Annotated in this window: 18 protein-coding genes, 5 tRNA genes and 3 rRNA genes; 16 read left to right on the forward strand and 10 right to left on the reverse strand. The window is 45.6% G+C overall.

The annotated features are described in order from the left end of the window. Nucleotide 1: 1 nt before the first annotated feature. Nucleotides 2–916: a glycine--tRNA ligase subunit alpha gene (gene glyQ / locus Q5H80_RS00090; protein WP_017632669.1), complete on the reverse strand. Its 915-nt coding sequence runs from the start codon at nucleotides 914–916 to the stop codon at nucleotides 2–4. A gap of 420 nt (nucleotides 917–1,336) precedes the next feature. On the opposite strand from glyQ, the gene Q5H80_RS00095 reads away from it, so the two are divergent. Together Q5H80_RS00095 and Q5H80_RS00100 are read left to right on the forward strand one after the other, a co-directional pair. Further along, complete coding sequence (locus tag Q5H80_RS00095; protein ID WP_017055491.1) at nucleotides 1,337–1,891, forward strand: TMEM165/GDT1 family protein; 555 nt, start codon at nucleotides 1,337–1,339, stop codon at nucleotides 1,889–1,891. A 151-nt stretch (nucleotides 1,892–2,042) separates the two neighbouring features. Continuing rightward, nucleotides 2,043–2,297, forward strand: a complete 255-nt coding sequence (locus tag Q5H80_RS00100; RefSeq protein WP_081396820.1) for a hypothetical protein — start codon at nucleotides 2,043–2,045, stop codon at nucleotides 2,295–2,297. A gap of 82 nt (nucleotides 2,298–2,379) precedes the next feature. Here Q5H80_RS00100 and tusA read toward each other — a convergent pair whose 3' ends face one another. Further along, nucleotides 2,380–2,631, reverse strand: a complete 252-nt coding sequence (gene tusA / locus Q5H80_RS00105) for a sulfurtransferase TusA (protein ID WP_017055492.1) — start codon at nucleotides 2,629–2,631, stop codon at nucleotides 2,380–2,382. Between the two features lie 149 nt (nucleotides 2,632–2,780). On the opposite strand from tusA, the gene Q5H80_RS00110 reads away from it, so the two are divergent. After that, nucleotides 2,781–2,966, forward strand: coding sequence for a hypothetical protein (locus tag Q5H80_RS00110; protein WP_004736674.1), 186 nt, complete (start codon nucleotides 2,781–2,783; stop codon nucleotides 2,964–2,966). Nucleotides 2,967–3,122: 156 nt separating this feature from the next. Beyond that, nucleotides 3,123–4,064, forward strand: coding sequence for a LysR family transcriptional regulator (locus Q5H80_RS00115; RefSeq protein ID WP_192889679.1), 942 nt, complete (start codon nucleotides 3,123–3,125; stop codon nucleotides 4,062–4,064). Nucleotides 4,065–4,167: 103 nt separating this feature from the next. Here Q5H80_RS00115 and Q5H80_RS00120 read toward each other — a convergent pair whose 3' ends face one another. The 3 genes from Q5H80_RS00120 to fadB all read right to left on the reverse strand — a co-directional run bounded on the left by Q5H80_RS00120 (nucleotide 4,168) and on the right by fadB (nucleotide 8,752). Next, complete coding sequence (locus Q5H80_RS00120) at nucleotides 4,168–5,148, reverse strand: MDR family oxidoreductase (protein ID WP_304566117.1); 981 nt, start codon at nucleotides 5,146–5,148, stop codon at nucleotides 4,168–4,170. A gap of 242 nt (nucleotides 5,149–5,390) precedes the next feature. Continuing rightward, nucleotides 5,391–6,554: an acetyl-CoA C-acyltransferase FadA gene (gene fadA / locus Q5H80_RS00125; protein ID WP_065111981.1), complete on the reverse strand. Its 1,164-nt coding sequence runs from the start codon at nucleotides 6,552–6,554 to the stop codon at nucleotides 5,391–5,393. Nucleotides 6,555–6,580: 26 nt separating this feature from the next. Beyond that, entirely contained in the window at nucleotides 6,581–8,752 is a 2,172-nt protein-coding gene (fadB, locus tag Q5H80_RS00130) for a fatty acid oxidation complex subunit alpha FadB (RefSeq protein ID WP_304566122.1), read from the reverse strand. A 227-nt stretch (nucleotides 8,753–8,979) separates the two neighbouring features. Between fadB and Q5H80_RS00135 the strand changes: the two genes are divergently transcribed. From Q5H80_RS00135 to Q5H80_RS00185, 11 genes are all read left to right on the forward strand, one after another. After that, entirely contained in the window at nucleotides 8,980–9,603 is a 624-nt protein-coding gene (locus Q5H80_RS00135; RefSeq protein WP_139685490.1) for a YigZ family protein, read from the forward strand. Nucleotides 9,604–9,637: 34 nt separating this feature from the next. Further along, entirely contained in the window at nucleotides 9,638–11,095 is a 1,458-nt protein-coding gene (locus Q5H80_RS00140) for a TrkH family potassium uptake protein (protein ID WP_048657784.1), read from the forward strand. 10 nt (nucleotides 11,096–11,105) lie between these two features. After that, nucleotides 11,106–11,633: a menaquinone-dependent protoporphyrinogen IX dehydrogenase gene (gene hemG, locus Q5H80_RS00145; RefSeq protein ID WP_304566127.1), complete on the forward strand. Its 528-nt coding sequence runs from the start codon at nucleotides 11,106–11,108 to the stop codon at nucleotides 11,631–11,633. Nucleotides 11,634–12,196: 563 nt separating this feature from the next. Continuing rightward, nucleotides 12,197–13,751 (forward strand): 16S ribosomal RNA (locus Q5H80_RS00150). Between the two features lie 122 nt (nucleotides 13,752–13,873). Beyond that, nucleotides 13,874–13,949, forward strand: a tRNA-Glu gene (locus tag Q5H80_RS00155). A gap of 2 nt (nucleotides 13,950–13,951) precedes the next feature. Further along, a tRNA-Lys gene (locus Q5H80_RS00160) sits at nucleotides 13,952–14,027 on the forward strand. 25 nt (nucleotides 14,028–14,052) lie between these two features. Next, nucleotides 14,053–14,128, forward strand: a tRNA-Ala gene (locus tag Q5H80_RS00165). 32 nt (nucleotides 14,129–14,160) lie between these two features. Then, nucleotides 14,161–14,236, forward strand: a tRNA-Val gene (locus Q5H80_RS00170). Nucleotides 14,237–14,548: 312 nt separating this feature from the next. Next, nucleotides 14,549–17,441: ribosomal RNA gene (locus Q5H80_RS00175) — 23S ribosomal RNA — on the forward strand. 92 nt (nucleotides 17,442–17,533) lie between these two features. Continuing rightward, nucleotides 17,534–17,649 (forward strand): 5S ribosomal RNA (gene rrf / locus Q5H80_RS00180). Together the 16S, 23S and 5S rRNA genes with 5 tRNA genes alongside form the textbook arrangement of a ribosomal RNA operon. Before the next feature lie 71 nt (nucleotides 17,650–17,720). After that, a tRNA-Ser gene (locus tag Q5H80_RS00185) sits at nucleotides 17,721–17,811 on the forward strand. A 117-nt stretch (nucleotides 17,812–17,928) separates the two neighbouring features. On the opposite strand, the gene ilvY is transcribed toward Q5H80_RS00185, so the two are convergent. Then, the gene (gene ilvY / locus Q5H80_RS00190) at nucleotides 17,929–18,819 is read right to left on the reverse strand and encodes an HTH-type transcriptional activator IlvY (protein WP_086711538.1); all 891 of its coding nucleotides are present in this window, start codon (nucleotides 18,817–18,819) and stop codon (nucleotides 17,929–17,931) included. A gap of 146 nt (nucleotides 18,820–18,965) precedes the next feature. Here ilvY and ilvC point away from each other — a divergent pair, with 146 nt between their 5' ends. Beyond that, nucleotides 18,966–20,450 (forward strand): ketol-acid reductoisomerase, encoded by a 1,485-nt coding sequence (gene ilvC, locus Q5H80_RS00195; protein WP_304566130.1) that lies wholly within the window; start codon nucleotides 18,966–18,968, stop codon nucleotides 20,448–20,450. 275 nt (nucleotides 20,451–20,725) lie between these two features. Here the strand turns inward: ilvC and Q5H80_RS00200 are convergent, their stop codons facing one another. The 4 genes from Q5H80_RS00200 to Q5H80_RS00215 form a co-directional block, all read right to left on the reverse strand. Further along, on the reverse strand, nucleotides 20,726–20,977 hold the full coding sequence (locus tag Q5H80_RS00200; protein ID WP_122046803.1) for an accessory factor UbiK family protein: 252 nt from the start codon (nucleotides 20,975–20,977) through the stop codon (nucleotides 20,726–20,728). A 119-nt stretch (nucleotides 20,978–21,096) separates the two neighbouring features. Continuing rightward, a complete protein-coding gene (locus Q5H80_RS00205; protein ID WP_304566132.1) occupies nucleotides 21,097–24,219 on the reverse strand; it encodes a multidrug efflux RND transporter permease subunit in 3,123 nt (1,040 codons plus the stop codon). Between the two features lie 11 nt (nucleotides 24,220–24,230). Continuing rightward, complete coding sequence (locus tag Q5H80_RS00210) at nucleotides 24,231–25,337, reverse strand: efflux RND transporter periplasmic adaptor subunit (protein ID WP_304566133.1); 1,107 nt, start codon at nucleotides 25,335–25,337, stop codon at nucleotides 24,231–24,233. A gap of 18 nt (nucleotides 25,338–25,355) precedes the next feature. Then, nucleotides 25,356–25,973, reverse strand: a complete 618-nt coding sequence (locus Q5H80_RS00215) for a TetR/AcrR family transcriptional regulator (RefSeq protein WP_304566135.1) — start codon at nucleotides 25,971–25,973, stop codon at nucleotides 25,356–25,358. Nucleotides 25,974–26,100: the final 127 nt, after the last annotated feature.

Raw genomic sequence — 26,100 nt, forward strand, 5'->3', positions numbered from 1 at the left:
ATTATTTATCCTTCTTACACATTGGGAAGCCAAGCGCTTCACGTGACGCGTAGTACGCCTCAGCAACTGATTTAGTCAGGTTGCGGATACGAAGGATGTAACGTTGACGCTCTGTTACAGAGATAGCTTTACGCGCATCAAGGATGTTGAATGCGTGACCTGCTTTTAGAATGCGCTCATAAGCTGGAAGTGGAAGTGGCTTCTCAAGCTCAAGTAGCTCTTTACACTCTTTTTCGCACTGGTCGAAGAAAGTGAATAGGAAATCTACGTCTGCGTGCTCGAAGTTGTAGGTTGATTGCTCAACTTCGTTTTGGTGGAAGATGTCACCGTAAGTTACGTTAGAGCCGTCTGGTGCTACGTTCCATACAAGGTCGTAAACAGAGTCTACTTCCTGGATGTACATTGCTAGACGTTCGATACCGTAAGTGATCTCGCCAGTTACAGGCTTACACTCAAGGCCGCCAACTTGTTGGAAGTAAGTGAATTGAGTCACTTCCATACCGTTTAGCCATACTTCCCAACCAAGACCCCATGCGCCTAGCGTTGGGTTTTCCCAGTTGTCTTCTACGAAGCGAATATCGTGAACAAGTGGGTCGACACCAAGAACTTCAAGTGAGCCTAAGTACAACTCCTGGATATTATCTGGAGAAGGTTTTAGAGCTACTTGGAATTGATAGTAGTGCTGCAGGCGGTTCGGGTTTTCACCGTAACGACCATCGGTCGGACGACGAGAAGGTTGAACGTATGCCGTAGACATTGGCTCTGGGCCAAGTGCACGTAGACATGTCATTGGGTGAGAGGTGCCAGCACCTACTTCCATATCTAGTGGTTGAACAATGGTACAACCGTTTTGTGCCCAGTAATCCTGCAGCGCGAGGATCATTCCCTGGAAGGTTTTGATATCGTATTTTTGCATAGTCAGGTTCGCGCGATTCTTTTAAATGAATGAGAAAAATAACCTCTGAGTATACCGAGATATTGGTAAAGCGAGTAGGGGTAATCTTGTTTAATTAGTGGTCTAAAATGTCGTTTAGTGGAATTTTTTGCCTTTAATGTTTGTTTTTCGGCACAAGTGGATATTTTGATAACTTTGACACTTGTGTTTGAAAGCATGGGTGATTAAAATCTCGCGGTCTTTGGGGAGTAGCTTGCTTATTCAAATCCTATTGAATGAGTTCGTTCGTCAACATAATTGATGCAAAATCATCATGGCGTTCGAGGCAACCACCACCTTGGTGGCGCGTAGCAAGACCTTAGACAAGCATCGTGAACCGGGATGGGGCGCGAGGTTTGTCTTTGGTTAAATATAATAATCCTCATCCCAAATGAGCATGTCGTGAGCGTTTTAGCAATTTCAATTACAACTGTCGCCTTAGCCGAGATCGGTGATAAGACTCAGTTGCTATCCCTTTTATTAGCCAGTCGATATCGAAAACCGATACCTATCATCGCGGCTATTTTCTTTGCCACCATTGCCAATCATGCCCTTGCTGCATGGCTAGGTGTTGTGGTCGCCGATTATCTTTCACCTGAAGTATTAAAGTGGGTGTTGGTGGTCAGTTTCATTGCGATGGCAGGCTGGATTCTGATTCCTGATAAATTAGACGATGATGAGCAGATTTCGAACCGAGGGCCGTTTGTCGCCAGTTTCATCGCTTTCTTCATTGCTGAGATCGGTGATAAAACTCAGATTGCGACCTCCATTCTAGGGGCTCAATATTCGGATGCATTAACGTGGGTAATTCTCGGCACTACCATTGGTATGTTGCTGGCGAATGTACCCGTGGTGATCATCGGTAAGCTGTCTGCTGATAAGATGCCTCTTGATCTGATTCGCAAGATCACGGCCTTGTTATTCGTGGGTTTGGCTATCGCAGCGGCGTTCTATTAAGCGGTGGTATTGAGTTCTATTATACTCAACCAGTAGAGTAATGTGTTGTAGGTCATACTCTTACAGTATTGTGGGGTTTATCGAGCGAATGGACATATAACTGTCATACTTGTCATGATATTTTAATCTTGTGAGTTAAGAACACGAGGGCATGATTATGTTGACGCGTTATATGGGTATTACTCCACAGAGCCAAAGTTATCTATTTACCTTTGGTCTTGCACTTACACTATTAGGCATGGTGTTGACGGACATGTGGCTACCAATGGTGGCTGGTTCGATGATCATGACTGGGCTTGCGGTAGAAGCTTGGATTCGGGTCGCGCATATTATTCCGATGCGAAAAGATCTGCGAGAAATTCAGCATCAGCTTGAGCATCTGCAAAACAAATCTAGAAACGAATAAACAAAAAGTCGCTCGTACTCTGAGTTCTGTTGAAGAACATAAGGTACGAGCGGTTTTTTTGATGCTGATATTTAGGTGAGGCTTATGCCTCCAACCCTTTTCTTATCAAATATTGGTAAGGCAAAGCTTCAGTCGCTTGGCCGACTAACTGATGATCCATAAAACGACAAAAGCTCGGAATATCACGAGTTGTCGAAGGGTCGTCAGCTTTTACCAGTAACACATCGCCATCCTGCATGTTTCTAATTGTCTTCCTGACCATCATTACTGGCTCTGGGCAACGTAGGCCTTCAGCTTCTAAAGTGTGGGTTGCCAGTTCAGGTTTGAATGTCATGGTTTGTATCTCTATATCTATCTAACGAGTGAATAATACGTCTGCAGAAAAAATATGCAATAAGTGCTTGGCAAACAGAATCATTTCCTATAACTTAATTAACAAGTTGATAACAACTTGTAACAAAGGCAACTAGCTAAGGAGTGGCGATGTTGACAGGATTAGATAGATTAACAATTTATTCAGTTCTCTGTTTTATTTCTTTTTGTGCGTTAGTACTACGCTCATCGACAGAGACCTCTCTAATGCCAATCTTTGGCATAGTAGCAACGATTATTGGTATTTGGGTAGAGATGCGCCGTTGGCAAGGCATAGCCGAGGAGCAAGAGCATTAACCCGGATACAACAAGCAAATTCCGATACGACAACATTCCGACACTATCCCCAGATTTTCTTGGGCTTCCCCGCGTAATTGCGGGATTTTTTTTATCTAAAGCATGCTATAAACAACTTAGTGACCAATGATAATTGTATACAGCTAGGTAAGTGGCGTGGAATTAGAAGACATCTATCGTAGAGACCTGAATTTACTGGTCGCCTTAAAGGTATTGATTGAAGAGGGCAGTGTTAGCCAAGCCGCACTTCGTCTTAACTTAAGCCAATCGGCGACTAGCCGAGTATTAGGTCGCTTAAGAGAACTACTCAACGATCCCCTGTTTACACGCCAAGGTCAGCACCTTATTCCCACCAAGAAAGCACTCGAGATCAGCCAGCGAATTGATCAGCCTTTGGAGTCATTCCGCCAACTTCTTAGCCCTAGCGATTTCGACCCCTACTATTGCAGTGAGCGTTTTTTGATTGCGACTACTGACTACGCGATGCAAACCATTTTGCCGTATGCGTTACCTAAGATTTATGAGCAAGCACCTAATATCTCTTTGGAGTTTGCACCACTGCAGCATGAGCATTTGTTTAAGCAACTCAGCACCGAACGTGTCGATATGGCGATTTGTCGCCCGAGTGGCAGCATCGCACCACTTCATCAAGAAGTCTTGGGGCCAGTGGGCGTATCGTGCTTGTTATCTAAAAATCATCCCTTGGCTGAGCGACCGCTTAGCCTTGAGGATTATGTTTCTCTGCCCCATGCGATGATTGCGATCAGTGATGGTGTTAAGGCTTTACTCGATAACGCTTTAGCCAATCAACAACCACGAAAAATGGTGCTGCGTGCTTATCACCTTGAAGCTGCATTAGCGATTGTCGATAGAATGCCATTAGTGATTACTGTACCTGCTGATTTGGCTTATTTGGTGGCAGAGCGTTATGACTTAGTCGTCAAGCCTCTACCATTTGAGTTTATGCCGTTTGATTACTCACTGATCTGGCACTCGCGTTGCGATTCTTCTGCATCACAGCAATGGTTAAGAAGAGTGGTAAAAGAAGAGTGCGGTGAGCTGATTCAGAAGCGTATTGCGGATGTAGGTTTGGGTTAATTGAGGTCTAGCTTTGGTTTACTCGATCCAAATGACAAAAACGCAAAAGGGCTGATTACTATCAGCCCTTTGTAATTCTGGGTTACGGAAGTTTAATTCACAATTACAGTTTAATAACTACGCGACCAGTGATTTGACCGTTAGTGATGTCTTCTGCGGCTTGAATTGCACCATCTAAAGACACTTCTTTGGTTGCTTGAGCGTAGAAAGATTCTGGTAATAGTTCAGCCAGCTGTTCCCACGCTTTAATACGTTTCTCACGAGGGCACATTACCGAGTCCACACCTTGTAGGCGAACGTTACGCAAAATGAATGGCATTACCGTTGTTGGTAAGTCAAAACCGCCAGCTAGGCCACACATCGCAACCGCACCGTTGTAATCAATTTGCGCCAATACTTTTGCAAGTACTTTGCTACCTACAGTATCGATAGCACCAGCCCATAGTTGTTTTTCTAGTGGTTTAGCTGGTTCTTCGAGTTCAGCACGTTCAACAATGCGTGTCGCGCCTAGTGATTTTAGAAGTTCGCCATTTGCTGAAGCACGGCCAGTAACTGCTGCCACTTTATAGCCCAGTTGGTTTAGTAGCGTAATAGACACACTGCCTACGCCGCCACTTGCACCTGTTACTAGGATTTCACCGTCTTCTGGTTTGATACCTGCGTCTACGATTGCTTGCACACAAAGCATTGCTGTGAAACCAGCTGTACCGATCGCCATGACTTTCTTCGCGTCTAGACCTTTAGGCATAGGCACTAACCAGTCACCGTTTAGGCTTGCTTTCTCAGCCATGCCGCCCCAGTGACCCTCACCAACCCCCCAACCAGTCAGAACAACTTCGTCGCCTGCTTTGTAGCGAGGGTCATCAGATTGTGAAACCACACCAGAAAGGTCGATACCAGGAACCATAGGGAAGTTGCGAACAATGCGCCCTTTACCTGTTATCGCCAAACCATCTTTGTAGTTTAAAGAAGAGTAGCTCACATCAACCTTCACGTTACCTTCTGGTAATTGAGACTCTTCAATTTGAGAAACTGATGCGATAGTTTTTTTGTCTTCTTGGTTTAGTACAAGTGCTTTAAACATGATCTGCTCCGTAGGAGGAATATTAGGAAACTGAAGTAACTTTAGTTGAATCGTTGGAGAAAAAATAATGAAACATCAACATTGAATCTATGCGTTTTGTGCATAGATGTAGGTGGTGCTTTTTCTACTGCTAAGTGCGCCGAATAAATTGATGCATTATTGGATGCCGAGTAATAAAAAGTGCAGCTATATAAATATAGCTGCACAAAAGATTACCCTTCAAGTATTACAGTCAGTGAGCGCTATGGGCGTTCAAATACCGTTGCAATACCTTGGCCTAAACCAATACACATAGTCGCTAAGCCATATTTTACGTCTTGTGCTTCCATCAGGTTGATTAGGGTTGTCGAGATACGAGAGCCAGAACAACCCAATGGGTGACCGAGTGCAATCGCACCGCCGTTAAGGTTTACTTTCTCGTCGACAACATCCAGTAGACCTAGATCTTTAGCACATGGAAGAGATTGAGCAGCGAACGCTTCGTTGAGTTCAATAACGCCCATATCTTCAATGTTCAGACCTGCACGTTTTAACGCTTTTTGAGTCGCCGGTACTGGACCGTAACCCATGATTGAAGGGTCGCAGCCTGCGATAGCCATAGACTTTACGCGAGCACGAATCTTAAGGCCAAGCGCGTTGGCTTTATCTTCACTCATGATAAGCATTGCCGATGCACCATCAGACAATGCTGATGAAGTACCTGCTGTTACCGTTCCGTTTGCTGGGTCGAATACAGGACGCAGCTGAGATAGACCCTCAACCGTTGTTTCTGGGCGAATGACTTCATCGTAATCCAGAGTAAACAGTGACCCGTCTGCCGCGTGAGCTTCTGTTGGTAGAATTTCGTTTTTGAAACGACCTTCTACCGTTGCTGCTTGTGCTCTAGCGTGTGAACGAGCGGCGAAGGCATCTTGATCTTCACGGCTGATGCCATGCATCTTGCCAAGCATCTCAGCCGTTAGGCCCATCATACCTGCTGCTTTTGCTACGTGCTTAGACATGCCTGGGTGGAAATCGACACCATGGTTCATTGGTACATGACCCATGTGTTCAACACCACCGATCAAGCAGATTTCCGCATCTCCAACCATGATTGAACGAGCAGCATCATGCAAAGCTTGCATAGATGAACCACATAAACGGTTCACCGTTACCGCACCAATTTCAATTGGTAGACCAGCAAGCAAAGCGGCGTTACGAGCCACGTTGAAGCCTTGCTCTAGCGTTTGTTGTACACAACCCCAGTAAATGTCTTCAATTTCGACAGGGTTTACTTCTGGGTTGCGCTCTAAAATGCCTTTCATCAAATGTGCCGATAAATCTTCAGCACGAGTGTGACGGAAAGCTCCACCTTTGGAACGTCCCATTGGGGTACGAAGGCAATCAACAACAACTACATTATTCATTTTGCTATTCCTTTTCCAAATGTGGGTTACAGAGAACTGGCTTGTTGGCCTTCGTAAAAGCTTTCGCCTTTCGCTGCCATATCAAGCAATAGTTGAGGAACTTGGTACATTGCACCTAAGTTTTGGTAGCTCTTCGCCATTTCAACGAAGTTACCAATACCCACACTGTCTAAGTAGCGGAATACGCCGCCTCTGAATGGAGGGAAGCCTAAACCGTAAACCAGTGCCATATCCGCTTCTTGCGGTGTCGCGATAATGCCTTCTTCTAAACAAAGCACCACTTCGTTGATCATAGGAATCATCACACGTTGGATAATTGTCTGGTCATCAAAGTCTTGTGGCTGTTGGCATACGTCAGCCAAGATAGGAAGAATGTCTTCAGAGAAGGCTTTCTTCGGACGACCGCGTTTGTCTACGCTATACGTGTAGAAACCGCTGCCGTTCTTCTGGCCGTATTTTTCAGCGACGTAAAGTGCGTCAATCGCATCACGACCTTCTTTACCCATACGCTCAGGGAAACCTTGCGCCATTACTGTTTGTGCATGGTGTGCTGTGTCTAGGCCAACAACGTCTAGCAAGTACGCAGGACCCATTGGCCAACCGAACTTACGCTCCATGACTCTATCGATCTTAGTGAAGTCAGCGCCGTCACGTAGCAACATGCTGAAACCACCAAAGTAAGGGAAAAGTACACGGTTAACGAAGAAGCCTGGGCAGTCGTTAACAACGATAGGGGATTTACCCATCTTCGCTGCGTAAGCAACCACGCGATTGATCGTTTCTTCAGAAGTGTGCTCACCACGGATGATCTCAACCAAAGGCATGCGGTGTACTGGGTTAAAGAAGTGCATGCCACAGAAGTTTTCTGGGCGCTTCAAAGATTTCGCTAACAGGTTGATTGGAATCGTTGAGGTGTTTGATGTAAGAACCGTGTCTTCACCAACCAAACCTTCCACTTCGCTCAGTACCGCTGCTTTTACTTTAGGGTTCTCTACAACCGCTTCCACAATCACATCTGATTGCTCAACACCTGCATAATGCAGGCTTGGAGTAATAGAAGACAGAATGCCTGCCATTTTGAATCCATCTAGGCGACCGCGTGATAAGCGTTTATTTAACAGCTTAGAGGCCTCGTTCATACCAAGTTCAAGAGATGCCTGTGCGATGTCTTTCATCATCACTGGTACGCCCTTTAATGCTGACTGGTAAGCAATACCGCCGCCCATGATACCTGCGCCAAGTACGGCTGCACGTTCAGTTGCTTTGTTTGCTGATTTACCCGCTTGTTTCGCTAGACCTTTGATGTACTGGTCATTAAGGAATAGGCCGACTAATGCTTTTGCTTCTTCTGATTTCGCCAGCTTGACGAAGTGCTTACGTTCGATGTCGAGTGCTGCATCGCGATCGCTACGTGCTGCTTCTTCAATTGCAATCACCGAAGTAATCGGCGCTGGGTAGTGAGGCCCTGCTTTTTGAGCGACTAAGCCTTTCGCCATGGTAAAGCTCATCATCGCTTCCAGTTTGCTTAGTGAAAGCGCTGATGTTTTTTGTTTACGGCGCAGCTGCCAATCGAGCTTCTCATTGGCTGCCAAAGAAACAGTGTTGATCGCTGATTCTAGTAGCTGGTCTGTTTCAACAATCGCATCTAACAAGCCAACTTTAAGCGCTTCATCTGCACGGCATGCTTTGCCTTGCGTGATAATTTCCATCGCGCTGTCAGCACCGATAACACGAGGTAGGCGCACACAACCACCAAAACCAGGCATGATGCCAAGTTTGGTTTCTGGTAGACCTATGCTGGTGGTCTTGTCACCGATACGGAAATCGGTGGCGAGTACACATTCACAGCCGCCGCCAAGGGCATGGCCACGCATCATTGAAAGAGTTGGGACAGGAAGGTCTTCGAGCTTGCTGAAGATTGAATTAGCGAATCTTAACCATTCATCAAGTTCTGCTTCTGGCTTAGCAAATAGGCCAAGAAATTCAGTGATATCTGCGCCTACGATGAACGCGTCTTTGTTTGAAGTTAAGATTAAACCACGTAATCCAGCGTGAGCATTAAGAGCATCTAACGCTTTATCTAGTGATTCTAAAGTAGCAAGGTCGAGTTTGTTTACAGAGGCCGGCGCACAGAAGCTAAGTTCTGCAATACCATCTTGTAATTCCTTTACCTGTAAGGTGTTAGCTTGGTAAATCATTGTCTATCTCCATGACATACAATCCACGATTGTTTGAGAGAATCTTGTTATCTTTCTATTATTGTAGAATACCTGGTAAGACCAGTTATCTTAGTCTGTACCTCTGCTTGGTGAATTTCAATACATTTTTTAAACAATTGTTTAACATTGTGCGATAGCACAGATCCTCTAACCCTTATTATTCACGCGTGATACACTTCGCCGCTCTTACTAATTAAGTTAACGATATGAATGAACAGCCCTATTTAATACCGTCAGCGTCGGCTCTGTTTGAAGAAGAGATAAAGAAGAGCGTCTTCATTACTCATCTTGCTCATACTCCAAGTGTAGAAGCTGCTAAACAGTTCGTAGAACAGGTAAAAAAAGAGCATTCATCAGCACGACATAATTGTTGGGGCTTTGCGGCAGGGCGACCTGAAGACTCAATGAAATGGGGCTTTAGTGACGATGGAGAGCCATCTGGTACTGCGGGTAAGCCTATTTTGGCGCAACTGTCTGGTTCTGGTATCGGTGAACTGACTGCCGTTGTTACTCGTTATTCTGGCGGAATCAAGCTTGGAACGGGTGGCCTAGTAAAGGCGTATGGTGGAGGAGTGCAACAAGCTCTCAAGCTGCTTCAAACTATCGAGAAAAAAATAACCACAAAATTACGGCTAGAGTTAGACTATGGCTTTGTGCCAATCGCGCAATCCATTATGGCTCAGCATCAGGCTGTTGAAGTCCAAGCTGATTATGGTGTTCAAGTTGAGCTTATTATTGAAATAGAGCTCCTTCAGGTAGATTCGTTTACCCAAACCATGATCAATAAAAGCGGTGCCAAGGCACTGGTAACGAAAGTCAAAGACAACTAGGAAGTGTGAAGCATTTCGCTTCGTTCAATAGCTCATGCAATTTCGCTCAATTATTCGAATCGTCGGATTACTATTAGCACTTTTTAGTGTATCAATGCTCGCACCTGCGCTCGTCGCACTGATCTATAGAGATGGTGCGGGTGTACCATTTGTGACGACTTTCTTCGTTCTATTATTTTGTGGAGCAACTTGCTGGTTTCCAAACCGACGCTATAAACATGAATTGAAGGCGCGAGATGGCTTTCTCATTGTGGTGTTGTTCTGGACGGTAATCGGTAGTGCAGGTGCTTTACCGTTTTTGATAGCCGATAACCCGAGCGTTTCGGTAACTGATGCTTTCTTTGAATCCTTTTCTGCATTAACGACCACGGGTGCAACCGTAATTGTTGGCCTCGATGACCTACCTAAAGCAATTCTATTTTACCGCCAATTCCTGCAATGGTTTGGTGGTATGGGTATCATCGTATTGGCGGTAGCCATCCTTCCCGTTCTGGGTATCGGTGGTATGCAGCTATATCGTGCTGAAATCCCAGGTCCTGTAAAAGACAGTAAGATGACACCGCGTATTGCTGAAACGGCAAAAGCTCTGTGGTACATCTATCTCAGCTTAACGATTGCTTGTGCGGTGGCGTTTTGGCTGGCAGGCATGAGCTTCTTTGATGCAATCAGTCATAGTTTCTCTACCATTGCTATTGGTGGTTTCTCGACACATGATGCCAGCATGGGGTATTTTAACAGCCCTGCTATAAACATGATTACCGTTGTATTCCTTCTTATATCTGCTTGTAACTTCTCTCTTCACTTTGCCGCGTTTGCGTCTGGTGGTGTGCATCCCAAGTACTATTGGAAGGATCCTGAGTTTCGTGCCTTTATCTTTATTCAAGCGCTACTGTTTTTAGTCTGCTTCTTATTACTGCTTAACCATCATTCTTACGACTCTTATTACGATGCCTTCGATCAAGCATTGTTCCAAACTGTTTCTATCTCGACGACCGCAGGATTCACTACTACTGGTTTTTCCGAGTGGCCGCTGTTCTTACCCGTTTTGCTTCTGTTCTCTTCCTTTATAGGTGGTTGTGCCGGTTCAACTGGTGGCGGTATGAAAGTTATCCGAATATTACTACTTACGCTGCAAGGTGCTCGTGAAATGAAGCGTCTTGTCCACCCGCGTGCTGTTTATACCATCAAGGTTGGCGGATCTGCGTTACCACAGCGTGTTGTGGATGCGGTTTGGGGCTTCTTCTCTGCATACGCCTTGGTTTTTGTGGTTTGTATGTTGGCTCTGATTGCAACTGGTATGGATGAGCTAAGTGCTTTCTCTGCTGTAGCGGCAACATTGAATAACCTTGGCCCTGGCTTAGGTGAAGTGGCAATGCACTTCGGCGATGTGAATGACAAGGCTAAGTGGGTGTTGATCGTATCTATGCTGTTTGGTCGTTTAGAGATATTCACCTTATTAATTTTATTGACCCCTACGTTTTGGCGTAGCTAAGGACAACATTGTGGCAAAAGCTCTATTTTTGTATTCAAGCCGTGAAGGGCAGACCAAGAAGATCTTGAACTATATAAAAGAAGAAATGAATGAGTTCGAATGTGAGCTTCAAGATCTGCACACTATTAGTAATGTCGACTTTGCTCAATATGACAGAGTGTTGATTGGCGCATCTATTCGCTATGGCCACCTCAATAAGAAGCTATACCAGTTTATTGATGCCAATCTTGCTCAGCTGCAATCAAACAAGGTCGCTTTCTTTTGCGTTAACTTAACCGCTCGTAAAGAAGACCAAGGCAAAGACACCCCTGAAGGTAGTGCCTATATTAAGAAGTTTCTTCTTAAGTCATCATGGCAGCCGACTTTGATCGGTGTATTCGCGGGTGCCCTCTATTACCCGCGTTATAATTGGTTCGATAAAACCATGATTCGCTTCATTATGAATATGACAGGTGGAGAAACGGATACAACCAAGGAAGTTGAGTACACAAACTGGGAAAAAGTCTCTTTATTCTCTAAGAAACTGCAAGAGATGTAAGGTAAAAGCCTACTTTTGAGGCGTTTTGAGTTGTTTTTAATCGAACGAATAAAAAAACGAGAAAAACTTCAAAAAGGGCTTGCCAGTGTGATCGAAATCTCTATAATGCCACCTCGCTGACACGGGATGGCTTCGAAGCTTAGGTTTCAAAAGCGAAAACGAATCAGCAGGTCAAATTAGCCAAGCTAAGCGCTTGAAAAAAGTTTTGAAAATAGTGGTTGACACTAAAACTTAAATCGCTAAAATGGCCGTCCGATTTGAGCGAAGCTCAAAAAGGAAAAGCTCTTTAACAATTTAAACCTATCAATCTGTGTGGGCACTCGTTGATGAATATCAAAACGTTTTATCCTTTGGATAAAGCAGATTCTTCGGAATCAAAATTGATTTCAATGAACTGAGTGACCAATACGTTTAACTACTTGTAGTTATTCGGCACAGTCAATTCATTACCATTCTGTTGGAATGGTAATAGCTTTAGAATTACATGTTCATGTTTACATGAATATTAGTTTTGAAGTCAGTATTCGTTGAGTCAACCTATTAGTTTAGGTAATCAAAATTTTAAATTGAAGAGTTTGATCATGGCTCAGATTGAACGCTGGCGGCAGGCCTAACACATGCAAGTCGAGCGGAAACGACACTAACAATCCTTCGGGTGCGTTAATGGGCGTCGAGCGGCGGACGGGTGAGTAATGCCTAGGAAATTGCCTTGATGTGGGGGATAACCATTGGAAACGATGGCTAATACCGCATAATGCCTACGGGCCAAAGAGGGGGATCTTCGGACCTCTCGCGTCAAGATATGCCTAGGTGGGATTAGCTAGTTGGTGAGGTAATGGCTCACCAAGGCGACGATCCCTAGCTGGTCTGAGAGGATGATCAGCCACACTGGAACTGAGACACGGTCCAGACTCCTACGGGAGGCAGCAGTGGGGAATATTGCACAATGGGCGAAAGCCTGATGCAGCCATGCCGCGTGTATGAAGAAGGCCTTCGGGTTGTAAAGTACTTTCAGTTGTGAGGAAGGGTGTGTAGTTAATAGCTGCGCATCTTGACGTTAGCAACAGAAGAAGCACCGGCTAACTCCGTGCCAGCAGCCGCGGTAATACGGAGGGTGCGAGCGTTAATCGGAATTACTGGGCGTAAAGCGCATGCAGGTGGTTCATTAAGTCAGATGTGAAAGCCCGGGGCTCAACCTCGGAACTGCATTTGAAACTGGTGAACTAGAGTGCTGTAGAGGGGGGTAGAATTTCAGGTGTAGCGGTGAAATGCGTAGAGATCTGAAGGAATACCAGTGGCGAAGGCGGCCCCCTGGACAGACACTGACACTCAGATGCGAAAGCGTGGGGAGCAAACAGGATTAGATACCCTGGTAGTCCACGCCGTAAACGATGTCTACTTGGAGGTTGTGGCCTTGAGCCGTGGCTTTCGGAGCTAACGCGTTAAGTAGACCGCCTGGGGAGTACGGTCGCAAGATTAAAACTCAAATGAATTGACGGGGGCCCGCACAAGCGGTGGAGCATGTGGTTTAATTCGATGCAACGCGAAGAACCTTACCTACTCTTGACATCCAGAGAAGCCAGTGGAGACACAGGTGTGCCTTCGGGAGCTCTGAGACAGGTGCTGCATGGCTGTCGTCAGCTCGTGTTGTGAAATGTTGGGTTAAGTCCCGCAACGAGCGCAACCCTTATCCTTGTTTGCCAGCGAGTAATGTCGGGAACTCCAGGGAGACTGCCGGTGATAAACCGGAGGAAGGTGGGGACGACGTCAAGTCATCATGGCCCTTACGAGTAGGGCTACACACGTGCTACAATGGCGCATACAGAGGGCAGCAAGCTAGCGATAGTGAGCGAATCCCAAAAAGTGCGTCGTAGTCCGGATTGGAGTCTGCAACTCGACTCCATGAAGTCGGAATCGCTAGTAATCGTGAATCAGAATGTCACGGTGAATACGTTCCCGGGCCTTGTACACACCGCCCGTCACACCATGGGAGTGGGCTGCAAAAGAAGTGGGTAGTTTAACCTTTCGGGGAGGACGCTCACCACTTTGTGGTTCATGACTGGGGTGAAGTCGTAACAAGGTAGCCCTAGGGGAACCTGGGGCTGGATCACCTCCTTATACGAAGATACTCACGATGAGTGTCCACACAGATTGATTAGGTTTAGAAAAGTAAAGAGAAGAAGAACTCCCAAGGTTCTTCGAAGTTTGTTTCTACTTTTAAAGTGGAGATAACTAGCAGTGTCCCGTTCGTCTAGAGGCCTAGGACACCGCCCTTTCACGGCGGTAACAGGGGTTCGACTCCCCTACGGGATACCATTGGGTCGTTAGCTCAGTTGGTAGAGCAGTTGACTTTTAATCAATTGGTCGCAGGTTCGAATCCTGCACGACCCACCATTTCCTCCCAAGGAAATAAAAATATGGGGCTATAGCTCAGCTGGGAGAGCGCCTGCCTTGCACGCAGGAGGTCTGCGGTTCGATCCCGCATAGCTCCACCATTCTTTCTCCATGAAGGAATTAAAACTATCATGGGCGATTAGCTCAGTTGGGAGAGCACCTGCCTTACAAGCAGGGGGTCACTGGTTCGAGCCCGGTATCGCCCACCATCTTTAAGCATTCTCGTAAGAGAGTATTTAAAAATGGTTTTGAAAGTTTAAAACTTGAAAAACTCTTGCTCTTTAACAATTTGGAAAGCTGACTGATTGATTACTTACGAGTAATTCAATCAAATTTAAAAGTTCTCAATGTTTATCTTTCATTAGATAAACACAACAAACACATTCAAGTGTCTTGTATTCGATTCAAATTCGTTTGAATCACAATTGAGTCCGGCAAACAGTTATCAAGAATTAACCCTTCTTGATGACAACCAAAAACCTTGGTTAGTTGCCATACATTAAGACCCTTTCGGGTTGTATGGTTAAGTGACTAAGCGTACACGGTGGATGCCTTGGCAGTCAGAGGCGATGAAAGGCGTAATAACTTGCGATAAGCCCAGATTAGGTAGTAATAACCTTTTGAGTCTGGGATTCCTGAATGGGGAAACCCACGTGCATAAGCACGTATCCTGTTGTGAATACATAGCAACAGGAGGCAAACCGGGGGAACTGAAACATCTAAGTACCCCGAGGAAGAGAAATCAACCGAGATTCCGAAAGTAGCGGCGAGCGAAATTGGATTAGCCCTTAAGCTTTTAATGAGACAGATGAAGGCTCTGGAAAGTGCCGCAATAAAGGGTGATAGCCCCGTAATCGACATCTCATAATCAGTGAAAACGAGTAGGGCGGGACACGTGATATCCTGTCTGAATATGGGGGGACCATCCTCCAAGGCTAAATACTACTGACTGACCGATAGTGAACCAGTACCGTGAGGGAAAGGCGAAAAGAACCCCTGTGAGGGGAGTGAAATAGAACCTGAAACCGTGTACGTACAAGCAGTAGGAGCACCTTCGTGGTGTGACTGCGTACCTTTTGTATAATGGGTCAGCGACTTAATTTTAGTAGCAAGGTTAACCGTTTAGGGGAGCCGTAGGGAAACCGAGTCTTAACTGGGCGTACAGTTGCTAGGATTAGACCCGAAACCAGGTGATCTAGCCATGGGCAGGTTGAAGGTTGAGTAACATCAACTGGAGGACCGAACCGACTAATGTTGAAAAATTAGCGGATGACTTGTGGCTAGGGGTGAAAGGCCAATCAAACCTGGAGATAGCTGGTTCTCCCCGAAAGCTATTTAGGTAGCGCCTCGGACGAATACTACTGGGGGTAGAGCACTGTTAAGGCTAGGGGGTCATCCCGACTTACCAACCCTTTGCAAACTCCGAATACCAGTAAGTACTATCCGGGAGACACACGGCGGGTGCTAACGTCCGTCGTGGAGAGGGAAACAACCCAGACCGCCAGCTAAGGTCCCAAAGTATAGCTAAGTGGGAAACGATGTGGGAAGGCTCAGACAGCCAGGATGTTGGCTTAGAAGCAGCCATCATTTAAAGAAAGCGTAATAGCTCACTGGTCGAGTCGGCCTGCGCGGAAGATGTAACGGGGCTAAGCTATACACCGAAGCTGCGGCTACGTACCTTAGGGTATGTGGGGTAGGGGAGCGTTCTGTAAGCCGTTGAAGGTGGTCTGTAAGGGCTGCTGGAGGTATCAGAAGTGCGAATGCTGACATGAGTAACGATAAAGGGAGTGAAAAACTCCCTCGCCGGAAGACCAAGGGTTCCTGTCCAACGTTAATCGGGGCAGGGTAAGTCGACTCCTAAGGCGAGGCCGAAAGGCGTAGTCGATGGGAAACGGGTTAATATTCCCGTACTTCTTACAATTGCGATGGGGGGACGGAGAAGGCTAGGTGGGCCTGGCGACGGTTGTCCAGGTTCAAGTACGTAGGCGGAAAGTTTAGGTAAATCCGGACTTTCTTAACGCTGAGATACGATGTCGAGCTACTACGGTAGTGAAGTCATTGATGCCATGCTTCCAGGAAAAGCCTCTAAGCTTCAGATTGTAAGGAATCGTACCCCAAACCGACACAGGTGGTCGGGTAGAGAATACCAAGGCGCTTGAGAGAACTCGGGTGAAGGAACTAGGCAAAATGGTACCGTAACTTCGGGAGAAGGTACGCTCTTATCAGTGAAGTCCCTTGCGGATGGAGCAGACGAGAGTCGCAGATACCAGGTGGCTGCAACTGTTTATTAAAAACACAGCACTGTGCAAAATCGTAAGATGACGTATACGGTGTGACGCCTGCCCGGTGCCGGAAGGTTAATTGATGGGGTTAGACTTCGGTCGAAGCTCTTGATCGAAGCCCCGGTAAACGGCGGCCGTAACTATAACGGTCCTAAGGTAGCGAAATTCCTTGTCGGGTAAGTTCCGACCTGCACGAATGGCGTAATGATGGCCACGCTGTCTCCACCCGAGACTCAGTGAAATTGAAATCGCTGTGAAGATGCAGTGTACCCGCGGCTAGACGGAAAGACCCCGTGAACCTTTACTACAGCTTGGCACTGAACATTGAACCTACATGTGTAGGATAGGTGGGAGACTATGAAACCGCGTCGCTAGATGTGGTGGAGTCGTCCTTGAAATACCACCCTTGTAGTTTTGATGTTCTAACGTTGGTCCCTGAATCGGGATTACGGACAGTGCCTGGTGGGTAGTTTGACTGGGGCGGTCTCCTCCCAAAGAGTAACGGAGGAGCACGAAGGTGGGCTAAACACGGTTGGACATCGTGTGGTTAGTGCAATGGCATAAGCCCGCTTGACTGCGAGAATGACAATTCGAGCAGGTGCGAAAGCAGGTCATAGTGATCCGGTGGTTCTGAATGGAAGGGCCATCGCTCAACGGATAAAAGGTACTCCGGGGATAACAGGCTGATACCGCCCAAGAGTTCATATCGACGGCGGTGTTTGGCACCTCGATGTCGGCTCATCACATCCTGGGGCTGAAGTCGGTCCCAAGGGTATGGCTGTTCGCCATTTAAAGTGGTACGCGAGCTGGGTTTAGAACGTCGTGAGACAGTTCGGTCCCTATCTGCCGTGGGCGTTGGAAAATTGAAAGGGGCTGCTCCTAGTACGAGAGGACCGGAGTGGACGAACCTCTGGTGTTCGGGTTGTCATGCCAATGGCATTGCCCGGTAGCTAAGTTCGGAATCGATAACCGCTGAAAGCATCTAAGCGGGAAGCGAGCCTTGAGATGAGTTTTCCCTGACGCTATAAGCGTCCTAAAGGGTTGTCGTAGACTACGACGTTGATAGGCAGGGTGTGTAAGTGCTGCGAGGCATTGAGCTAACCTGTACTAATTGCCCGTGAGGCTTAACCATACAACACCCAAGGGGTTTTGTGGACTCAAAGAAAGACCTTGAATGAGTTTGAAGAGATACTTTTAGATAAGCTTTCCGAATTTTAAAATTTGCTTGGCGACCATAGCATTGTGGACCCACCTGATTCCATGCCGAACTCAGAAGTGAAACACAATAGCGCCGATGGTAGTGTGGGGCTTCCCCATGTGAGAGTAGGACATCGCCAGGCTTTAAATATCGTTACCTGTGTATACATGTAACAACATCTACAGTGTACTAATCTGTTGATGACAATTTGTTGGAGGGATGGCTGAGTGGTCGAAAGCACCGGTCTTGAAAACCGGCAACCGTTAATAGCGGTTCTAGGGTTCAAATCCCTATCCCTCCACCACCATTAGAAAGCCCGCTGAGAAATCAGTGGGCTTTTTTCTTATCTGTGATATACATAAATGAAAAAGGGAAGAGCACGTCAGTGCTCTTCCCTTTTTTGTATTGAAACCAACGACTATTAGTCCGTTAAATACTTCCCTTCTGCAACTTGCCAGAACGCTCGAATTAGAGGGTTATCTAACTGTGCTCGCTTGCAGCAAACACCCAATTCAAAGGGTTTGATTGGCTCTATCTTTAAGCGGTCCACTTTGTCTCGTACAGGACTGTTGTTGATGACGACGTCAGGGGCAATACCAACTCCACACCCTAGAGCCACCATGCTTACGATTGCCTCATGACCTGATACTTGAGCATAAATGTTGGGTTTAATCTTCATCTTCTTAAACCATGCATTGGCACGTTCACGCGCTGTCCCCGCTTCTGGGATGATAAAAGGCACTTCATTCCAGTTTGGCTTGTCGGACTGAAGTTGCTGACTAAAGCTACTCACACCTGATGGAATGATGACGGATAGTGGGATATCGCTAATCGTTTCGAATTCTAATCTTGAGGGAAGGATGTCTGGCTTCGCTGAAATAGCAATATCCGCTTCATCATTTAAGATCTTGTCTATAGATTGAGCAGGGTCGCCCGTAGAGAGCTTGAATTCGATATACGGATGAATGGCTCTGAATTCAGTAATCAGTTCTGGTAAGTGGCTGTAGCTTGCGGTCACGGAGCAAAATATACGGATTTCACCTTTCAACTCCTGTTCTCCACCTTTCAAGTGAAGGTTATATTGCTGCCACTCCCCAACAATGCTCAATGCCACAGGCAACAGGTGCTTCCCCGCTGGTGTAAGGTCAACGCTTCGGTTGTCCCTGATAAGCAGTTCTTGTCCTGTTTCCTCTTCAAGTTTTTGTACCTGACGGCTCAGCGCTGAAGGGCTAACGTGCATAGCAGCAGCGGTTTTGCTGAAACTCTTGCTATCACATAAATGTATAAATAGTTGTAGAGATTTTATGTTCATGTTCTGCGATCGTTTCCATGTTGCATTTATTGCAATAACTAATTGTGAATATATCACTTTCAGCAACGGAGTGTCTGTTTTAGTATGAAGTCATTCGATAGAGAGATATCGACCTTATGGACTTATTTTTAAAGGAGTGCCCTACAATGGCTAACTATTTCAATACATTAAACCTTCGTGAGCAACTAGACCAATTAGGTCGCTGCCGTTTCATGGATCGTGAAGAATTTACGACTGAAGCTGAATACCTTGAAGGTAAGAAGATCGTCATTGTTGGCTGTGGTGCTCAAGGCCTAAACCAAGGTCTAAACATGCGTGATTCTGGTCTAGACGTATCTTACGCTCTACGCCAAGCAGCTATTGATGAAAAGCGTCAATCATTCAAAAACGCTGATGAAAACGGCTTTGTTGTAGGTAGCTACGAAACGCTAATCCCTCAAGCAGATCTAGTTATCAACCTTACTCCTGATAAGCAACACACTAATGTTGTTGAGACAGTAATGCCTCTAATGAAAGAAGGCGCTGCTCTTGGTTACTCTCACGGCTTTAACGTTGTTGAAGAAGGTATGCAATTACGCTCAGATCTTACGGTTGTTATGGTTGCACCTAAGTGTCCAGGTTCTGAAGTACGTGAAGAGTACAAGCGTGGCTTCGGTGTACCAACACTGATCGCTGTTCACCCTGAAAATGACCCTAAAGGCGAAGGTTGGGATATCGCTAAAGCTTGGGCTGCTGGTACTGGCGGTCACCGTGCTGGTTGCCTAGAGTCTTCTTTCGTAGCTGAAGTTAAATCTGACCTTATGGGTGAGCAAACTATCCTTTGTGGCATGCTACAAGCTGGTTCTATCGTATCTTACGAGAAGATGATTGCTGATGGCATCGAACCAGGCTACGCAGGCAAGCTTCTACAATACGGTTGGGAAACGATCACTGAAGCACTTAAGTTTGGTGGTGTAACTCACATGATGGATCGTCTATCTAACCCAGCTAAAGTTAAAGCGTTTGAGCTTTCTGAAGAGCTTAAAGACCTAATGCGTCCGCTTTACAACAAGCACATGGATGACATCATCTCTGGTCACTTCTCTAGCACAATGATGGCTGACTGGGCGAACGATGACGTGAACCTACTAGGCTGGCGTGAAGAGACAGGCGAAACAGCATTCGAAAACTACCCAGCTTCTGACGTAGAAATCTCAGAGCAAGAGTACTTCGATAACGGTATCCTTATGGTTGCTATGGTTCGTGCGGGTGTTGAGCTAGCATTCGAAGCAATGACAGCATCTGGCATCATCGATGAGTCGGCTTACTACGAATCTCTACATGAGCTTCCACTAATCGCAAACACAGTTGCTCGTAAGCGTCTTTACGAAATGAACGTTGTAATCTCTGATACTGCTGAGTACGGTAACTACCTATTCGCTAACGTAGCAACACCGCTACTACGTGAGAAGTTCATGCCTTCAGTTGCAACAGACGTAATCGGCCGTGGTCTAGGTGAAACATCTAACCAAGTTGATAACGCTAAGCTAATTGAAGTAAACGAAGCTATCCGTAACCACCCTGTCGAGTACATCGGTGAAGAGCTACGTAGCTACATGAGCGACATGAAGCGTATCGCTGTAGGCGGTTAATTAGTCGCTTAGATACTGATAAATTTGTAGAAAAAGCGAAGCAGTATCACTAACTCCTTACAGGTTGGAGTTATAAATAAGCAACACAACATCTAATAAAAAGGCTTGGTCGCCGTTGACCAAGCCTTTTTTCTTTTAGTAACAAAGTTTTAAAAATCAATAAAATGAACATTGTTTGATAAGTATTCGTCGACTTTCAGTCCTTGATTGAGCTTCAGAAATACAAAAGGGTTGGTGTTTTCACACCAACCCTTTCAGTTTTCTTTCTTTTACGCTTATTTGTCGGTAATCTTCGCTTCTAAGTCCGCTAGCTTTTGTTCCATTTCAGTCAGCTTTTGGCGAGTGCGCAGTAGTACTTGTGTTTGAACATCAAACTCTTCACGGCTTACAACGTCTAGCTTGTTCAGTTGGCCTTGGATAACCTGACGAACTTTTTGATCTACGTCTGAACCAAGCTCTTTTACTGGTTGAGGCATAGAATCGTGGATCTGCTTAGCAATCTGCTCTAGTTTTTTTGGATCAAACATATCAATTAAAACTCCTGAATATTTAGTACTATTCTATTTAATCACACTTGAGATGTCGCCTATGGCGTACAAAAAAAGGCCACCGAAGTAGCCTTTTTATTGTTATTACGACTTAGTGATTACTTATTATCAGCTAATTCTCTGTGCGCTGCTTTTGCTTCATCGACGCGAGCTAGTTTTTCTAGGTCTTTGTCTTCAACAAATACAGGTAGAGGTTTGTGTTTTTCAGCTAAGTAGCTGTAAATCACTGGCAGTACAAATAGCGTGAAGAGAGTACCAATTGCTAAACCAGCAACGATTACGATACCAATACTGAAACGCTGAGCCGCACCCGCACCACTTGCGTACATCAGTGGGATTAGACCTGCGATCATCGCAGCCGTTGTCATCAGGATTGGACGAAGACGAACCTTCGCTGCTTCCATTACCGCTTCAATACGAGTCTTGTTATTGTGCAGCTGCTCTTCTTTCGCTACCTCACAAATCAAGATACCGTGCTTGGTAATCAGGCCGACTAAGGTGATCAAACCAACTTGCGAGTAGATGTTCATCGTTGCTGCGCCCCAAGCCAGAGCTATTAGGGCACCACAGATCGCCAGCGGTACAGATACCATGATAACCAGTGGGTCTTTCAGTGATTCAAACTGAATCGCCAATACCAAGAAGATGATTGCCAGTGCTAAACCAAAGGTCGCGTAAAGTGCGCTACCTTCTGTTACGTATTGGCGTGCTTCACCCATGTAGTCATGGTTGTAGCCACTTGGAAGCTTATTCGCTGCCGTGTCTTCAAACCACGCAATTGCATCACCCATTGCAGCGCCTGGAGCCGGTACCGCACCAATCGTAGCCGAGTTCAATTGGTTGAAGTGAGGAAGAGAGCGAGGCTCTGCCACAACATCAATCGTAATCAAACTGCCTAGTGGTACAGCGTTGCCGTCTGCAGCACGTACGTAGTAGTTGTTCATTGACTCTGGGTTCAAACGGAATTTACGTTCAACTTGAGGAATTACCTCGTAAGAACGGCCATTCAAGTCGATACGGTTTACGTAGCCATCTGACATCATGGTACCGAGCGTGATACCGATATCTTGCATGGTCACACCGTATGCGCCCGCTTTATCCTTGTCGATGTTGATCTTCATGGTTGCTGAGTCGTAGTTCAGGTCGAGATCTGAATATACGAACAACGGGTTTGAAGATACATCAGCCAGAATGTCTGTGGTAATTTGGAACAAGCTTTCAAAACTGTTTGGCGTTGTTATGACAAACTGAATTGGAAGGCCTGAACCAGCACCTGGTAGTTCTGGCATTTGGAATGCAGTTACCGCCATTCCTGGAACATCTTTCACCAAATTACCAACGCGGTTTGCTACGTCTGATTGGCTTGCTTCACGTTCGCTCCAAGGAACCATAGACGCGATACCAAATGCTTGGTTTGCATTTGGCACACCTGTAAATACCTGTGCGTAAGCAACTTCTGGCTGATCAGACAGAATCTGGTTTACGTCGTTCATGGTATTTTGCATGAAGTCTAAGTTCGCATTCGACGGCGCTGTACCCATTAACATGATTACACCTTTATCTTCTGAAGGTGCTAGCTCACTAGGGATGAATTTGAACAACAACGGTAAACTTGCAAATACGATGATAGCAAAACCAATAAATACTGGACGATGTTGCATTACCGCACCAAGCATACGCTCGTAACGATTAGTCATCCCATCTAGTACGCTATGAACTTTCTGCTCAAACTTGCTTGGCTCAGCATGAGCTTTCAGCATTTTTGAACACATCATTGGCGAGAGCGTTAGTGCCACAATGCCTGATACGAAAACCGAACCCGCTAGGGTTAATGCAAACTCTTTAAATAGCGAGCCTGTAATACCACCCATCATCGCAATTGGAGCATATACCGCACCTAACGTTAACGTCATTGCGATAACAGGCACCGCAATTTCACGAGTACCGATAATTGCTGCACGGAAAGGGGACTCGCCGAGCTTGATATGCCTGTCGACGTTTTCAAGTACTACGATCGCATCATCTACCACTAGACCGATGGCAAGTACCATTGCCAGCAGTGTCATTAGATTCCAAGAGAAGCCCATTGCCTGCATTACCATTGCCACACCAATCAAAGACAGTGGGATAGTAATAATAGGGATTAGTACCGCTCGGAATGAACCTAAGAATAAGGTAATCACGATCAATACGATTAATGCCGCTTCAAGGATAGTCTTAATAACTTCTTGAATTGACTCGTTAATCGCAATGGTTGAATCGTACATTACGTTCATTGAGATGTTGCTTGGTAGGTTCTTCTCTAGTTGAGGAAGAAGTTCCAGTACATCAGCAGCGATGTTGATTGGGTTCGCACTTGGCGCCGCATTGATCGCGGCTACAACCGCCTCTTGGCCGTTAGCACTTGCTCGGTAAACATCGTGACTTTTTTCAAGAGAAACCTTCGCGATATCGGATAGGCGAATGATCTCACCTTCTCCGCTTTTCACAACTAGATTCTCTAGTTCTTCAGTGTTTGATACCTGAGTATCGGCACTGCCGTTGTAAAGCACGAACTCACCGGTCGCTTGACCCGTAGCTGATTGGTAGTTGTTAGCGTTCAGTACCGTCATTACATCAGATGCAGTCAGACCAATCGCCGCCATTTTTGATGGGTCTAGCCATACGCGCAGTGCGTATTTCATACCACCATATAGGTCAACTTTAGATACACCATTAACCGTAAATAGCTGCGGGTTGATTACACGCTCTAGATAGTCGGTAATTTGGCTCGATACCAATTCGTCACTGGTAAAACCAATATAGAGTACAGCGGTTGTTGAACCGGTAGACATGGTTACGGTTGGATCTTCAGCCTCTTTAGGTAGCTGAGAACGTACCGAGTTTGTCTTGGCCAGTATGTCAGACAATGCCGCATTCGGGTCGGTGTTCAACTTCATGTTCACGGTAATCGTAGATTTACCTAGCACAGAAGAAGATGTCATATAATCGATGTTATCCGCTTGAGCCACAGCCTGTTCGAGGGGTTGGGTGATAAAGCCTTGGATAAGATCGGCACTTGCACCATAGTAACCAGTTGAGACTGTCACCACGGTATTCGTCATTTCAGGGTATTCACGCACCTGCATTTTGAAGATTGCTTGTAAGCCAAGCAGAGCAATCAAAAAGCTGATGGATACCGCTAGAACTGGACGTTTAATAAAAACATCAGTAAAGCGCATTGTGCCTCCAGTTACAGCTTAGGTGTTTCAGATGGTGGAGTGATCGCATCACTTTCAACAACTTTAACTTTGGCGCCGTTACTTAGGCGTACTTGGCCAGAAGTTACAACCGTATCGCCAGCTTTAACACCATCAAGGATGTGTGCTATATCAGCCGTACGCTCACCTACTTTTACAACATGTTGAGCAACACGCTGAACTCCGTCTTTTTCAGTTAAGATGTAAACATTGTCACCGTATAGAGTGAAAGTAATCGCTGTTTGAGGAAGAGTGACTTGGTTCTCTAGTTTAGGCAGAATGATGTTAGCACGAGCGAACATACCGCTACGAAGCTTGCCATCATTGTTTGGAATATCTGCCTGAACTTGGATAAGACCACTTTGGATGCTTACTGCTGGTTCGATTGCGCTGATAGAGCCTTCAAAAGGTGTTTCCGGGTAAGCATCAACAAAGATGTCGATAGCTTGACCAACATGGATGCGAGAGATATCAGTTTGAGAAACCGTGAAGCGCAGGCGCATGACGCTGGTATCTTCTAAACGAACGATATCCGTACCTGATTGCAGGTATTGACCTAGGTACACATTACGAATACCCACTTTGCCATCGAACGGAGCACGAATTTCACGACGTTCGATAGATGCTTTTAGGCTTTCAATGTCAGCAGATAGAGAGTAGAAGTTTGCTTCTGCTTCATCGTATGCTTCTTTAGAAATAGAACCTTTCTTAAAAAGACCTTGGTAGCGTTTGTATTTTGCTTTTGCCGCAGGCAGGCGAGCTTCAGAGCTCTTTAGATTTGCCTTTTCTACGCCAGAATCCAGACGAACAAGAAGTTGGTCATTTTTAACATCAGTACCAGAACCAAAAGAGATTTGGTCAATAACACCGCTGGTTTCGTTCGCTAGTGTTACACCTTGGTTAGGTTCGATGAAGCCGATAGCTTCGATCACAGGAACCCAGTCGATCGGTTGAACTTCAGTTACCGTTACTGGAAATTCTGGCTCAGGTCGGTTAGCCATAAACTCAGCAATTTTTTGTTGTTTAAACATGTTAAACCCAATAACGCTGCCGAAAAGTAGTACAGCGATGAGTAACATGAAGAAAGTCCACTTTTTCATTCTAGTTAGAACTCCAAATTAGTGTGTAATAATCGCATCCCAACTTGCTTCAATCGCCGCTTCAATGGCTTTTTTATCAAGTTGGTAATATCCAAGAGATTGCTTACGGGCCAGCGTGACACTGACTTCTAAGCTAAGTGCTGCTAAAACAGGGTTTTCTAGGGGTTTAAACACCCCTTGCTCTCTACCTTCAGTAAAGAGTCGATCTATTTTGTGGAACATTTTTCGTTCAATCTCTTTGGTCTCATGGCTGCGAATACAAGGTAAAGAGTCGTATTGAGCTCTATTCTTTAAATTGCAGATGTTTGATCCCGAGAGCTCGAAAATGTTGAGCCACATTTTTCTAAATCGTTCTTTTAGACTCATCGAATCTTCAACGCCTTGCTGAATTAAACCAGCATTCCGTTGAGTGACAGCTAAGCGAACTTGTTGTAATAGTTCTTCTTTGTCTGAGAAGTAGCGATAAATAGTTCCTGCCGCAACTCCTGCTTCTTTGGCTAGTTTATGCATAGAAAGCCCGTGAAAGCCCGATTCAGCAATCAGTTTTTCGGCGGCATCTATAATTTGTTGTCTTTTATCTATCATAGAATAAGAACCAGACAGTGATAATATACTCACTAATGAATGAACGTTCATTCATTATAGCCTAAGACCCACACATATGTGCAACATAGTTTTTCATGTGCGATATAAAATTCTTGCATAAGAGAGCGTAGCATTCGTGGTGTTGCAGCATTATTATAGGCGCGCAATTGAATTCGCC

This window comes from Vibrio sp. SNU_ST1, assembly GCF_030563405.1.
In the GTDB taxonomy this organism is placed as follows: Bacteria; Pseudomonadota; Gammaproteobacteria; order Enterobacterales; family Vibrionaceae; genus Vibrio.